12 protein-coding genes are annotated in these 13,752 nt (G+C 72.8%); 4 read left to right on the top strand and 8 right to left on the bottom strand.

What is annotated here, in order from left to right; all coding sequences use genetic code 11:
* Window positions 1–390: 390 nt before the first annotated feature.
* Complete coding sequence (locus AB0H21_RS01270) at window positions 391–1,311, bottom strand: DUF2786 domain-containing protein (protein WP_358509779.1); 921 nt, start codon at window positions 1,309–1,311, stop codon at window positions 391–393.
* A gap of 214 nt (window positions 1,312–1,525) precedes the next feature.
* On the opposite strand from AB0H21_RS01270, the gene AB0H21_RS01265 reads away from it, so the two are divergent.
* The 3 genes from AB0H21_RS01265 (at window position 1,526) to AB0H21_RS01255 (ending at window position 4,687) form a co-directional block, all read left to right on the top strand.
* A complete protein-coding gene (locus AB0H21_RS01265) occupies window positions 1,526–1,672 on the top strand; it encodes a hypothetical protein (RefSeq protein WP_358509776.1) in 147 nt (48 codons plus the stop codon).
* 322 nt (window positions 1,673–1,994) lie between these two features.
* Window positions 1,995–3,152, top strand: a complete 1,158-nt coding sequence (locus tag AB0H21_RS01260; RefSeq protein ID WP_358509773.1) for a CoA transferase — start codon at window positions 1,995–1,997, stop codon at window positions 3,150–3,152.
* Between the two features lie 20 nt (window positions 3,153–3,172).
* Window positions 3,173–4,687 carry a carboxyl transferase domain-containing protein gene (locus AB0H21_RS01255; protein ID WP_358509770.1) on the top strand — a complete coding sequence of 505 codons (1,515 nt, stop codon included), beginning with the start codon at window positions 3,173–3,175 and terminating at the stop codon, window positions 4,685–4,687.
* Here AB0H21_RS01255 and AB0H21_RS01250 read toward each other — a convergent pair.
* Genes AB0H21_RS01250 through AB0H21_RS01225 form a run of 6 tightly spaced genes read right to left on the bottom strand, consistent with a single transcriptional unit; the run spans window position 4,651 to window position 9,169 of the window.
* On the bottom strand, window positions 4,651–5,916 hold the full coding sequence (locus tag AB0H21_RS01250) for a hypothetical protein (RefSeq protein WP_358509768.1): 1,266 nt from the start codon (window positions 5,914–5,916) through the stop codon (window positions 4,651–4,653). The genes AB0H21_RS01255 and AB0H21_RS01250 overlap by 37 nt on opposite strands.
* The gene (locus AB0H21_RS01245) at window positions 5,909–6,418 is read right to left on the bottom strand and encodes a sigma-70 family RNA polymerase sigma factor (protein WP_358509765.1); all 510 of its coding nucleotides are present in this window, start codon (window positions 6,416–6,418) and stop codon (window positions 5,909–5,911) included. Before AB0H21_RS01245 ends, AB0H21_RS01250 begins: the two co-directional genes overlap by 8 nt.
* Window positions 6,415–6,843: a hypothetical protein gene (locus AB0H21_RS01240; protein WP_358509762.1), complete on the bottom strand. Its 429-nt coding sequence runs from the start codon at window positions 6,841–6,843 to the stop codon at window positions 6,415–6,417. The genes AB0H21_RS01245 and AB0H21_RS01240 overlap by 4 nt, the downstream gene beginning before the upstream one ends.
* A complete protein-coding gene (locus AB0H21_RS01235) occupies window positions 6,840–7,298 on the bottom strand; it encodes a hypothetical protein (RefSeq protein ID WP_358509759.1) in 459 nt (152 codons plus the stop codon). The genes AB0H21_RS01240 and AB0H21_RS01235 overlap by 4 nt, the downstream gene beginning before the upstream one ends.
* Before the next feature lie 10 nt (window positions 7,299–7,308).
* Window positions 7,309–8,130 carry a carbon-nitrogen hydrolase family protein gene (locus AB0H21_RS01230; RefSeq protein ID WP_358509757.1) on the bottom strand — a complete coding sequence of 274 codons (822 nt, stop codon included), beginning with the start codon at window positions 8,128–8,130 and terminating at the stop codon, window positions 7,309–7,311.
* 25 nt (window positions 8,131–8,155) lie between these two features.
* On the bottom strand, window positions 8,156–9,169 hold the full coding sequence (locus tag AB0H21_RS01225; RefSeq protein ID WP_358509754.1) for a DUF418 domain-containing protein: 1,014 nt from the start codon (window positions 9,167–9,169) through the stop codon (window positions 8,156–8,158).
* 93 nt (window positions 9,170–9,262) lie between these two features.
* Between AB0H21_RS01225 and AB0H21_RS01220 the strand changes: the two genes are divergently transcribed.
* Window positions 9,263–10,429, top strand: coding sequence for a pyridoxal phosphate-dependent aminotransferase (locus tag AB0H21_RS01220; protein ID WP_358509751.1), 1,167 nt, complete (start codon window positions 9,263–9,265; stop codon window positions 10,427–10,429).
* Between the two features lie 74 nt (window positions 10,430–10,503).
* Here AB0H21_RS01220 and AB0H21_RS01215 read toward each other — a convergent pair whose 3' ends face one another.
* Window positions 10,504–13,719 (bottom strand): S8 family serine peptidase, encoded by a 3,216-nt coding sequence (locus AB0H21_RS01215; RefSeq protein ID WP_358509749.1) that lies wholly within the window; start codon window positions 13,717–13,719, stop codon window positions 10,504–10,506.
* Window positions 13,720–13,752 lie beyond the last annotated feature (33 nt).

Genomic DNA, 13,752 nt, shown 5'->3' with positions numbered 1-13,752 from the left:
AGTATCACTCCAAGATGCAGCCACGGCGTATCTCACATCAGATGAAGCTGGGTGCACCGGCGCCGATCCGGCCGGTGAGCAGGCCAGGCCAGCTTGCCCCAGCGGCGGGACCACCGGCGATCACGCAAGGGCGAATGCCCGGCGGGAGGGAGACTGCCGGGCATTCGCGAGGCGTTGTCGGGTTGTCACCGTGCCGGAAGATCTCCGGTCGCGGGAGCGCAGAACGCACAGCCCGGGACGGGAGAGCACCACTGGGCCGTCACTGCGAGTGGATGTAGACCTCCTTGAATTCGCGTCTCCGGAGTCGGGCACGTGGGGGCTCGCGGGACCCGTTCCGCGTCATGTGGGATCCCGTGGATCGCTGAACGACGGTGACGCGAAGCGCGGGGACTAACTACGGTCCTCGTCTCGCGCCGCCGGTCGGCGTGATGTGGTCAGTTCGCCCGCCGTGAGGCCGTCCAGGTTGCGGTCGTTCAGGTCGGCGTGGCGGCCCGATTCGCGGCCGGTGTAGAAGCCGTCGTGGTGCAGGGGAGTGTTGCGGGCGGGCCTCAGGCCGGGGAAGCGGCGGTCGAACTCCTCGCGGACGAGGGCTGCGCGGTCGAGCAGGACGAGCTCCGCCCCGCTTCCCCGGACCTCACCGGCGACCTCGGCGACCCGCTCGCGCAACTTGGCGGACACGCCCGTGCCGAAGCCGACGTAGAAGGCGCGGCGGAAGTCGGTGGAGACCTTGGCGCGCCGGTCCTTGTCGGTCACACCTTCCAGTGCCGCCGCCGCGAACCGCCGCAGCGCGGGCCTGACCTGGTTCTCCATCTGGAGCGCGAGGGACGGCAGCAGGACGCGCAGGCCGTCGAGGACCGCTTCGGGCCCGACGACGGTCACGGTGACGCGCGTGGCGGCCCGGATGCCGCGACCCTTGACCCCCGTCCAGTGCTGGGCGATCTTGCAGTCGAGCGCCTCGCACACCAGGTGCAGGGCCCAGCATCGCTCGCGGGCGTGGCCGCCGCGGTTGGAGACCTCGAACTCGATGCCGTCGATCGTCTCGGCCCGGCCGGTCGTGCCGCGGCGGACGGCGGAGGCGTCGAGCCCGTACCGGAGCATGAGCGCGGCGGCGTGGGCGGAGGCGACGGCCGCTTCCTCCTCGCCGGTGGCGGGGTGCTCGGCGAGGTCGAGCAGGCGCCGGACCCGCTCCATGATCTTTGCCGAGGCCGGGTCGTCGCTGCCGTTCAGGGGGTCCTCCCGGTGACGCGTCGCGGGGCTCCCAAGTCGCGCGCCCTCCCTGCCGGTTCCACTCCTGGCCGTACGGGTGACCACGGTAACGCACCGGCGAAGGCGCGGAGCGTGACGCCGGGCCGAACCTGATTCGTCACGGTGTGATCGCGCGAACCTTGTGGTTCTATCCCGCAATCGTCACTGGTTGTCCTGTTTTTGCAGGTAGTGGGCACAATGCGTGATTGGCGGGGGATGTCGAGGGTAGCCGTTCAGTGGAAACGGTGACCGACAGATGGTGGTGAAGAATATGGCGTCCATGGTTGAGCGCATCAAGGAGTACCTGCGTAGCGCGAAGGGCCGCGAGAACGTCGAGAAGGCGAAGACGATGGCTCGTGACCCGCAGAACCAGCGCAAGCTTCGCGAGTTGGTGGACCGCTGGCGGGCGCGCAAGACGACCCACTAGGACCCACGCGAGAGTGACAGCGGCCCGGACCCGCACGATCCCGCTGTCCGTCCGGCATGGGTGGCCGGCGCCGCCTGGAACGCGCCGGGCGGCGCCACCGGAGCCGGCGCGGCGGCACGGGACGGCGCGGACGACGGCGGCACAGGCCGGTACAGGACGCCACTGGACGACTGGCCGCAACACAACGCGACACAATCCGACATAACGCGACACAGGGTGACACGGAATCGCCGGGCGACCTGAGTGTGGATCGGACGGCCGGACCTGGCAGGCTTGCCGGTGGGGACTATGATTCTCCCCCCGACCCCCGTGGAGGCTGACCTTGCAGGGACCTCTCAGCGACATCGTGGTGCTCGACCTGTCCCGGGCGCTCGCCGGGCCGCACGGAGCGCAGATGCTGGGCGATCTGGGCGCCACGGTCATCAAGGTGGAACATCCCGACGGCGGCGACGAGTCGCGCGGCTGGGGCCCGCCGTTCGCCGGCCCCGCGGGTGACGTCTCGACGTACTTCCTCGCGGCCAACCGCAACAAGAAGTCGATCACCCTCGACCTCAAGTCCCCCGAGGGCGCCGATCTGCTGACCCGCCTGGTGAGGCAGAGCGACGTCCTGATCGAGAACTTCCGCACCGGCGTGCTCGACCGCCTCGGCTTCTCCATGGAGCGGCTGCGCGAGCTGAACCCCCGCCTGGTGATCCTCTCCATCACGGGCTTCGGCCACGACGGCCCCGAGGGCGGCAGGCCCGGCTACGACCAGATCGCCCAGGGCGAGGCGGGCCTGATGAGCCTCACCGGCCCCTCGCCCGCCGAGCCGTACCGCGTGGGCGCGTCGATCGCCGACCTGCTCGCGGGTATCCACGGCGCGTACGGAGTGCTGGCCGCCCTGTACGAGCGCGAGCGCACCGGCCAGGGCAAGGTCGTCCGCACGTCCCTGCTGGCCTCGGTGGTGGGCGTGCACTCCTACCACGGGACGGCGTGGACGGTCGGCGGCAAGGTCCCGGCCGCGGCGGGCAACCACCACACCTCGATCGCGCCGTACGGGGCGTTCCACTGCGCCGACGGGATGATCCAGATCGCCGTCGCCAACGACGCGCAGTGGCGCAGGCTCGCGCCCGTGCTGGGCATCGACCCCGCCGACCCGAGGTACGCGGTCAACCGGCAGCGGTTCGCCCACCGCGACGAGCTGATCGCCGACATCGAGAAGGCCCTGGCCGCCCACGACCGGGCGCACTGGCTGGCCGTGCTCGCCGATCTCGGCGTTCCGGCAGGGGCGATCCGCTCGCTGGACGAGGTCTACGCCTGGGACCAGGTCCGCTCGCAGGGGCTGGTCGTGACCGTGGAGCATCCCGTGCTCGGGACGATCGAGCTGCCGGGGTCGCCGCTCAGGTTCGACGGCGTGCCGCCCGCCGAGCACACGCCCCCGCCGGAGCTCGGCCAGGACACCCGGGCCGTGCTCGGCTGGCTGGCCGAGCGGGAAGGGTGACCTGGCCGACCGTGTCGCCGATGTCGCCGACGAGCCCGCAACGGCCTGACGCCCGTACGCTCATCGACACCGTCCTCGACCACGGCTCCTGGCAGTCGTGGGACGAGCCGCCGCTGGACCCGGCCCCGCCCGGGTCCGCCTACGCCGAGGAGCTCGCCTCCGCGCGCGCCAAGACCGGCTACGACGAGTCCGTGGTCACCGGCGAGGGCCTGCTGGCCGGGCGCCGGGTGGCGGTCATGGCCTGCGAGTTCTCCTTCCTGGCCGGGTCCATCGGGGTGGCCGCCGCCGAGCGGCTGGTCCGCGCGGTCGAGCGGGCGACGGCCGAGCGGCTGCCGCTGCTGGCCGCCCCCGCCTCCGGTGGCACCCGCATGCAGGAGGGCGCGCTCGCCTTCGTCCAGATGATCAAGATCGGCGCGGCCGTCGCGGCCCACCGCGCCGCGGGCCTGCCGTACATCGTGTACCTGCGGCACCCGACGACCGGTGGCGTGTTCGCCTCGTGGGGGTCGCTCGGGCACGTCACCGCCGCCGAGCCGGGCGCGCTCATCGGTTTCCTCGGCCCGCGGGTGTTCGAGTCGCTGTACGGTTACGCGTTCCCCGAGGGCGTGCAGGTGTCGGAGAACCTGTTCAAGCACGGGCTGGTCGACGCAGTGGTGTCGGCCGGGAACGCCAGGGAGATCGCGATCCGTGCCCTGGCCGTGCTGTGCGCGCCGACGGGGCCGGAGCTTGAACGCGGGCCGGAGCCGGTCGAGCGGCCGGTGCATGTGGAGGCGTGGGAGGCGATCAGCCGCTCGCGGCGCGACGACCGGCCGAGCGTCAGGGCGCTGCTGAAGCTCGGCGCGTCGGACGTCACGCCGTTGAACGGGACGGGCGTCGGAGAGAGCGATCCGGGGGTGCTGCTGGCGCTGGCCCGGTTCGGCGCGGCGCCCGCCGTCGTCCTCGGCCAGGACCGCAGGCGCCAGGGGCGCAGTCTCGGCCCGGCGGGGCTGCGGGTGGCGCGCCGGGGCATGCGCCTGGCGTCCGAGCTCGGGCTGCCGCTGGTCACCGTGATCGACACGGCGGGGGCGGAGCTGTCGAGGGCGTCGGAGGAAGGCGGGCTGGCGGGCGAGATCGCCCGCAGCCTGGCCGACCTGGTGGTGCTGGACGCGCCCACCGTCTGCCTGCTGCTGGGGGAGGGCGCGGGGGGCGCGGCGCTGGCCCTGCTGCCCGCCGACCGCGTGCTGTGCGCCCAGCACGGCTGGCTGTCCCCGCTGCCGCCCGAGGGCGCCTCGGCGATCCTGTACCGGACGATCGACTTCGCGCCGGAGATCGCCAAGGCCCAGGGCGTGCGGGCGGCCGACCTTCAGCGGGACGGGATCGTCGACCGCATAATTCCGGAATATCCGGATGCGGCCTACGAACCCCGGCCCTTCTGCGAGCGGGTGGCCCGGGCGCTGGAGTACGAGATCATCGGTCTGCTCCAACGCCCGGCCGAGGACCGCCTGGCCGCCCGCCTCGCCCGCTACCGCCGGCTAGGCGTGGGAGGCGGCCCGGCCTGACCGGCCTGCCACAGCGGCGGGTGCGGGGGCTCGTCGTGCCGCCATAGCCTCTTGCCCCGCGCGTCGAACCCCGTCACCCGGTATCCGGAGATGTACACGTCGCCGGCGGGCTCGAAGGGGACCGAGAACAGGACCACGCCCTGCTTCCACGGGTCCCGGACGGTCCGCGCGCGGGCCGTCCGCCCGTCCTCGAACGTGACCTCCACCCGGGTCGTCCGGGCCCTGGCGTAGCCGAACCACCGTCCGGCGTCGAAGTGCGAGGCGACCGGGACGTCGGTCACCCCGTTCGAGAGGTGCCCATCAGGTGGAGATATCGCCATATTTCCCGCAAAATCCGCGCCGACGATCCTGTCGCCGAGCCGCCACACCAGCGACCCGTCGTCGTACATGCGTGCCTCGGGCCCGCCGGGCAGGTCCAGCGCCGGCCCCACCTGCTTGGCGTTGGACGCGCCCACCGGATCGGGAAAGTTCGGGTAGAACGGGTTCGCCACCCACTGGACGACCTTGCCCTGGGCGTCGGAGAACTCGAAACCCCTGATCTTCGCCTCGTACGGGTACGTCACCGTCCAGACCGCCAGAGGAGCGCCGCGCAACCGGTGGATCTCGCCGGTGAACCGCGAGCCGTCGGGGCTCACGGCCTCCGCCTTCGCCACGTCCTCGCGCGCCGCGCCGTAGGCGGTCTGCTTCTCCGGCAACGGCCAGCCGTGTTCTGTGCGGTTCCCGAACCAGGCCCGCTCGCCGGGGTGGCCGGTCTCGTCGTTCCTGGCCCCGCAGCTCGCGTCGCTGCCGCCTGTGGGCGTCTGCTGCGCCGTGCACAGCGCGACGTACGCCGTGCCGTCCGTTCCCCGTTGCTCCGCGAACCAGAGCCGCATGGGCCTGCCCACGCTGGGGTCCTCCACCGTCAGCGTGTCGCCGATCGGCGGCGCTGTCGCGGTGACCGTCGTGTACGCCCCCTCGTGGCGTTTCGGCGGGGCGCTGGCGGACGGCGTGGGAGAGGGGGTGACGGTGGTCACCGTCACCGCGTCGCCCCCCGGACCCGCCCCGGTGGTGACGACGACCCACCCGCCGCCCAGCACGGCCCCCGCCGCGAGCGGGACGGTGGCGGCCTTCGCCCACGCCAGGCGGCGTCCCCGGGAGGCGCGGCGCCGCACGCCGTCCCACGCGCGGGGATCTGTCTCATAGCTGGAGGCCCGGGCCTCCAGGGCCTCGCGAAGGTCGTCCTCAATCATCGTTCTCCTCCAGGGCACGCCCGAGGGCCGCGATCGCGCGGCTGGCATGGCTCTTGACCGAGCCGGTGGAGACGCCCATGGCGTCGGCGATCTCGCGCTCGGACAGGTCGAGCCAGTACCGCAGCACGACGGCCTCGCGCTGGCGGCGCGGCAGGCGGTCGACGGCGGCGAGCAGGGCACGGTGGCGCTCGGCGACCAGTACCGTCTGCTCGCCGCTCGGCACGGGCGGCGGAGGGTCCGGGCGGCGCAGGCGTACGAGCCGCAGGTGGCGGACGCGGTTGCGGGTCAGGTTGCAGACGATGGCGCGCAGGTAGGGGACGGCGGCGCCGTCATCGCGCAGCCGTCCCTGTCTTCGGTGCAGGCGCGCGAACGCCTCCTGCGCGATGTCCTCGGGATCGTCCGCGCCGAGCAGCCCGGCCAGCCGGACCATCGCCGGGTAGTGCGCGGCGAAGATCTCGGCGACCGTGGGCCGCTCGCGGGAGACGGTCGGGGTTTGGGTCACATACGAGAGACACCTGCACCCTGGGCCGGTTGACTCGGCACGGGGATGCGTTCGACCCGGATCGAGTGGACCTCCTCGTGCGGCACCACGACCTCGTACGCGCCGTGGTCGACCATCCAGTAGCCGAGGGCCTCGGCCTTGGGGCCGCTGTGGCCGGTGTAGGCGATGTGCAGGCCGTCCTCGTCCTCGTCCAGGACCACGCACGGCTCGCCGCCGAACGCGCCGACCGTGCGCAGCAGCACCAGCCACTGCAGCTCGTCGCGCCGGACCCGCCGCCGCCAGTAACCGCCGACCTGGTCGAACCCCTCGCGGGGCTCCTCGCTGAACAGGACGACGTCGCCGGGGCCGGGGCCGAGGGCGGCGGCGTAGGTCTGGTCGTGACGGCGGGCGATGAAGCCCAGCCCGATGGGCTCGATCTCGCTCATGCCGCCGACCGCCAGGTCAGCCCGTCGTACTCGGCGAAGCGCCGCTCGCCGCGCGGGGTCAGGTGGTGGATCTCGGCGCCCGCCGGGATGGGCATCGGCGTGGTGTGGAACTGGGGGACGACGTGCTGGCGCGAGGTGGTGAAGCCGTTGCCCGCGAAGGGGGGCGAATCGTTCCAATCTCCGCCCACGTGCGGGCCGTAGGGGACGACGTAGACGTCGGTCTCGCGCGAGAGCCACCGCAGGATGTACAGCTCGGGGACCTCGGGGGTCAGCTCCGAGCCCTCGAAGGTGAGGTCGAGCGCCGAGATGATCTGCTCGGGGGTGGACAGGCGCGAGCAGTCCTGCACGCGGTAGACGTACCCCGAGATGATCGTGCGCTGGCCCGCGAGGTAGGGAACCAGCAGCCGAGGAGGGATGACCTTCTGCATCTGCGTTCTTGGCGCCGGCTCGCTCACACTCGGTATTTTACGATCTGGCGACCTCGGCTTTTGGCACTGCGCGATAAATATCTGCGCGCCGGTGCGAGAGGCTGGGCAGCGTGGCGCGCACGCGCTCGGTCTCGGCGAGGTCGATCTCGGCCACGTGGACGCACGGCGCGGGCCCGAGGTCGGCGCGGACCACGCCCATCGGGTCGGCCAGCATGCTCCTGCCGACGCCGAAACCGTCCAGGGCCTCGGGGTTCGGGGCCTGGCCGACGGCGATCGTCCACATGGTGTTCTCGATGGCCCGCGCCTTGACGAGCGTCGTCCAGTGCTCTTCCTTCATCGGCCCGGTGCCCCAGGCGGCGATGACGGCGAAGGCGTCGGCGCCGAGGTCGACCAGCGCGCGGGCGTGCTCGGGGAAGCGGATGTCGTAGCAGGTGATCAGGCCGAGGCGCAGGCCGGCGAGCTCCACGACGACGGGCGCGTCCCCGGGCGCGACCAGGTCGGACTCGCGGGCGCCGAAGGAGTCGAACAGGTGGATCTTCCGGTACGCCCCCGCGCGCCGCCCGCGGCGGTCCAGCGCGACGGCGGTGTTGAAGACCCGGCCCTCCACCGGCTCGAACGTGCCGAGGACGACCGCCACCTCGTGCGTGCGCGCGGCGTCGGCCACGGCGGTGACGAAGGGGCCGTCGAGCGGCTCGGCGAAGTCGGTGACGCGCTTGCCGATGCGGGTGAGCGTCGCCTCGGGGAACACGGCCAGGGCGGCGCCCTTGGAGGCGGCCCGGCCGAGCGCGTCACGGACGCGTTCCAGGTTGGTCTTCGGGTCCTCGGACACCGGGATCTGGCACAGCGCGATGCGGGTCACCCCACCAGGGTAAGCGGGGAGGGCCTCAGTTGCCGAGATCTCGCGCCGCCGGTCCGCCGGAGAGGTCGCGGGGCGCGGTCGCCGGCGGCGCGGGATCGGGGGAGCGGCGGGCCGGGACGAGCTCTCCCCAGGTGAGGCATCGCCAGGCCCATTCGAGCGGTCCGTGGCGGAAACGCGCCAGCCACCAGTGCGCGAACCCGGCGAGGATCGCCAGGACGGCGGCGGCCGCGGCCAGGGCGCCGAGCCTGGTGCCGTCCCGCGCCAGCAGCGGCGCGAGGGCCGCGGCCGAGAGGCTGCCCGCCAGGTAGGCGGTGAGGGTCATCCGCCCGAGCGGCTGGAGGAAGGCGCCGACGCCGGGGGCGCGGCGGGCGAGCAGCAGGACGCCGGTGCAGTAGGCGACGGCGGAGGCGAGCCCGGCGAGCGGGTAGACGGCCACGGTGTACGGGAAGCGGAACGTCTCCGGGTGCGCCCACAGGTACACCCAGGCGCCGGTCAGCGCGACGGCCAGGGGAGCGCTCACCGCGAACGCGGGCGCCAGGGCGCGCGGGCCCGGGGCGTACTCGATCACGGCCATGCCGAGCAGGAAGAGCCCCGGGACCAGCCAGATGCCGCCGGCCTCGGCGAGCACGGCCCACAGCGTGCCGCCCACCCCGGCGGTGAGCACCAGCCATCGGGGCAGGAAGGAGGCGGGCAGCAGCACGAGCGCCCCGGCGATCGCGTACGGCAGCAGCACCTCTCCGGGGCTGACGAACCGGTGCAGCAGGCCCAGGCAGGCGAGCACGCCGAGCCTGCGCAGCAGCGGCCACCACGGACGAGGGGTCCTGCGCGCCGCCGAGCGCAGGAACAGCACGAAGCTGACGCCGAAGAGGAAGGAGAAGACGGGGTAGAAGCGGCCCTGCAGGAGGTTCTCGACGATCCAGTCGGCGGGGGTGGGGACGCGCCGTTCCAGCGCGCCCGCGGTGTGCTGCCAGGTGTTGACGACGGTGATGCCGCAGGCGGCGAAACCGCGCAGCGTGTCGAGCTCCCGGATCCGCGTCACCCGCGCCGCCGCCGCTCACATGACCCGCATAAGGGGGCAATCCAGGCGTCCATCCGACGAGGCTAATGCCCGGCGGCCGGATAGGCTGCCGGTGTGAGCGAACCTCTGGTGGCGCGCATGCGCGAGTTCGGCACCACCGTCTTCGCCGAGATGACGGCGCTGGCCGTCCGCACGGCGTCGATCAACCTCGGCCAGGGCTTCCCCGACACCGACGGCCCCCCGGCCATGCTCGAACGGGCCGTCGCCGCGATCAGGGACGGCTTCAACCAGTACCCTCCCGGGCCGGGGCTGCCCGAACTGCGGCAGGCCGTCGCCGAGCACCGCAAGCAGCACTACGGCCTCGACTACGACCCGGACGGCGAGATCCTGGTGACCGTCGGCGCGACCGAGGCCATCTCCGCCGTGGTCCTCGCCCTGTGCGAGCCCGGCGACGAGGTCATCGTCTTCGAGCCGTACTACGACTCCTACGCCGCCGCGATCTCGCTGGCCGGCGCCGTGCGCAGGCCCGTCACGCTGCGCCCCGTGGACGGCCGTTTCACCTTCGACCCCGCCGAGTTGCGCGCCGCCGCCGGCCCGCGCACCCGGGCGATCCTCGTCAACTCACCGCACAACCCCACCGGCACCGTCTTCACCTACGACGAGCTGACGATGATCGCCGACGTCGTCCGGGAACACGACCTGGTGGCCGTCACCGACGAGGTGTACGAGCACCTGACCTACGACGGGGTCGAGCACATCCCCCTCGCCACCCTGCCGGGCATGCGTGAGCGCACCGTCATGATCTCCTCGGCGGGCAAGACCTTCTCGGTGACCGGCTGGAAGACGGGCTGGATCTGCGCGCCGCGCGGGCTGGTCACCGCCGCCCAGACGGTCAAGCAGTTCCTCACGTTCACCTCCGGCGCCCCGTGGCAGCTCGCGGTCGCCCACGGCCTGCGCGAGGAACTGGCCTGGGTGGGCGGCCTGCGCGACGGGCTCGCCGCCAAGCGCGACCGCCTGATGGCCGGGCTTACGTCGGCCGGCTTCGAGGTCTACCGGCCCGCGGGGACGTACTTCGTGCAGACCGACATCCGCCCGCTCGGCTTCACCGACGGCCTCGACCTCGCGCGGCGGCTGCCCGAGCTCGCCGGCGTCGTCGCCATCCCCACCCAGGTCTTCTACGACCGCCGCGACCTCGGGCGGCACTTCGTCCGGTTCGCCTTCTGCAAGAAGGACGAGGTCATCGACGAGGCCGTGGCCCGGCTGGCCCGCCTGAACGGCTGACGCCGCGCCGTACGGCTCGCGCCGGGCGCGGCGGCGGCCGGTCTCCCGGATCCGCCGCCGCGCCCGGCGCACGGTCAGCGCTTGACCGCGTAGGCCCGCGTGATCGTCTGCTTCACCTCGACGCCGCCTGGGCCGGCGCCCGTGGTGCGCAGGGACACGAAGCCGGCGGAGGCGGGGTTGGCCACGAAGGCGGCCCACTTGTCGCCGACCCGGTTCACCCGCAGCGGCCGCCAGGTCTTGCCGTCGTCGAAGGACGCCTCGACCTTCAGCGACGAGAGCGCGCCACCCTCGGCGGTCATCCCGATCGCGGTGACCGAGCCGGGCTTCGCCCGGTTGTGGTCGTCGACCCCCACCAGGTCGTACTTCACGGCGGGAACCGGGAGCGCCGACACGTCGGCCGTGTGCGCCGACCTGAACGTCCAGGACGCGTCGACCGCCGTCGCCAGCGTGGAGTACGGGACCGAGCGCCGGGCCGACACGTTCACCGTGTAGGTCGCCTCGGCGGCCGGGACCGTCGTCAGCAGCGCGCACATGCCGCCGAAGACGCAGCCGTCCAGCCTGATGCTCTGCAGGACCGTGCCGTCCTTGCTGAGGCTCGCGGTCCCCGTGACGTTCCTGTCCCAGCCCCGGCGGCCGGCGGCGCGGTCGCTGAACAGGCCGTCGAGGACGTAGAGCAGTTCGTCCTCGAACCGCAGCACCGGAGGCGCGGACGGGCCGATGGCCGCGGCGTTCCACACCTCGGAGGCGTTCCCGCGCCGCACGGTGTGTGCCGCCGCGTCGGCGAGGATGTAGGCCCCCAGGTCGTGCGCGAGGGCGCCGTTCCACGACATCTCGGTCCCGGGGGTCACGTAGTTGGTGAGCTTGCCGGGAACCGTCACGGCCGACGACGACAGCCCGCGGAGGATGAACGACTGGCCGGGCAGGTTCGCGACCCGGTCGAACTCGGCGGGGGCGGCGACGTCCTGCGCGCGGAAGGTGGTCGTGATCTTCGCCAGGTCCGCCTTCCTGAACCGGCCGCCCGGGTCGGCGGGAAGGCCGCCCTTGCGGTAGTCCGCCAGGTCGTACCGGCTCGTCACGGGCGAGCCCTTCTCCCACACCGTTCGCGACAGGTAGTCGAGGTTCGGCTCCCGGGAGGGCAGCAGGTAGGCGTTCCAGCCTTGCGGAGCCGCGTTCGCGAAGAAGCTCTCGTACGCCGAGTCGCCGTCCTTCATGCGCGTGTTGATCTGGATGAACTCTGAGCGCGTGGCCGCCGGGTCGTCCAGCGAGAACGTGACGGGGTTCGCCTTGCGGGCGTCCAGTGTCACGGTCTCGTCATGCGTGCCGACCGTCACCGTGCGGTGGGTGAAGGTGTAGGCGTTCTCCTCCTGCAGTTCGGCGATGAGCTTCCACTCGCCGGGCTGCAGGCGGGCCGTGGCGACCCCGCCGGTGAAGCGCAGATCGTTGTAATCGCCGGACTTGAGGTTGTAGAACGTGGCGAAGGCGTCGTCGAGGGGCTGGCCGTCCCTGCCGGTCGCCTTCAGCGTCACGTCGTAGGACTCCGGCTCGACGTACGCGCCCGCCAGGCCGCGCACGGTCACCCCGTCCGCCGTCGCGGTGACGACGCCGGGGTAGGCGCCGGCGGTCAGCCCGGAGGCCAGGGTCAGCGTCACCGACGCGCTGCCGCCCGCGGGGACCGCGAGGTGGTCGGCGGAGAGGGTGAACGGGCCGTCCTCGGCCAGCGCGAGGTCCACCGGCGCGGACGAGGTGTTGGTGTAGGTGATCTCCTTGGTGACGGCCGGGCCGCTTCCCGGCCAGCGCACGACGGCCCAGGCGTTCGGGGTGTCGGCCACCACCGTCTGGGTGACGGCCTTCGCCACGTCGACCCGGCCGGTGCCCTGCTGGTACGGCGTCAGGTCCGTGCCGGGCTTGGCCGAGGCCATCAGCGCGGCCTTGAGGCGCGCCCCCGTCCAGTCCGGGTGCTGCTGGGCCAGGATCGCGGCGGCGCCCACGACGTGCGGGGTCGCCATCGAGGTGCCGCTGTAGGCCACGTACTGCTCCGGCGTGGTCCCCGCGGCCCCCGCGGCCGTGATCGCCACGCCCGGCGCGGTGATGTCGGGCTTGACGGCGCGGTCGCCCACGCGCGGGCCCTGGCTGGAGAACGCCGCGAGACGGTCGTTCCCGTCGACGGCGCCGACGGTGAGCGCGGCGTCGGCGGTGCCCGGGCTGCCGACCGATCCGGGCACGCCCGAGTTGCCCGCCGCGATGACGAACAGCGTGCCGGTCCGCTCGCTCAGCGTGTTCACCGCCTGTTCGACCGGGTCGACGTCCGGGCCGTCCGGCCCGCCGATGCTGACGTTGACCACCGGAGCCTTGACCTCGGTCGCGGCCCACTCCATGCCGGCGATCAGCGCCGACTCGGCGATCCCGAAGGCCCCGCCGACCTTGCCGACGGCGATCTTGGCCTCGGGCGCGACGCCCTTGTACCTGCCGCCCGACGCCGCGCCCGAGCCCGCGATGATGGACGCAACGTGGGTGCCGTGGCCGACGTCGTCGCTGGTGTCGGGTTCGTCGGAGAAGTTGGCGGACTGGGTGACCACTCCCTTGAGGTCGGGGTGGTTTGGGTCGTAGCCGGTGTCGAGGACCGCGACGGTCACGCCCTTGCCCGTCAGGCCCGTCTTCCAGGCCTCCGGCGCGCCGATCTGCGGGACGCTCTTGTCCAGCAGGTAGGAGAGCTTGCCGTCGAGCCAGAGCTTGGTCACGCCGGCCGTGAGCGACTTGGCGGCCGTGCCGGGCCGCAGGCCGTCCCAGACGGTGGCGGCCTGCGCCTTCGGCACGCGGGACGCCGCCAGGCCGACGTCGTCCAGGGTGCGCCCGGCCTTGGCCGCCTTCGGCGCCGCGCCGCCCTGCGTCATGATCGGGATGTCGGCGCGGTGCGCGTCGTCGTAGCCCCACGCCAGCAACTGCGTGACGTCGAACAGCCGCCGGTCGACCAGGCCCTTGCCGATGAGGGGGGCCGCGTCCGACGGGATCACGTACACGTGCCCGGCGTACTTCTGGATCGAGAAGGACGCCTTGCGCCCCGCCCCCGGCCGGACCTGGTACGCCTTCGCGTCGTCCGGCGATCCGGACACCGTCACCCGGTCGCCCGTGATGAGGGTTACCGTGCCGGACACGCTCTTCGCCGCGCCTTGCCCGGTACCGGGCTGTTTCCCGCCGGGCTGTGCCGTGGCCGTGCCGGCGGCCGAGGGCCCCGCCGTCACGCCCAGCGTGGTCACGGCCGCGAGGGCGATTGCTGCGACTTTTCGCTTCATCGTCGTCCTTTGCGGATTGTTTACTACCCGTCA

The organism is Sphaerisporangium sp. NPDC051011 (assembly GCF_040653595.1).
Classification (GTDB): domain Bacteria; phylum Actinomycetota; class Actinomycetes; order Streptosporangiales; family Streptosporangiaceae; genus Sphaerisporangium.
This window is presented reverse-complemented; position numbering and strand designations above follow the sequence as displayed.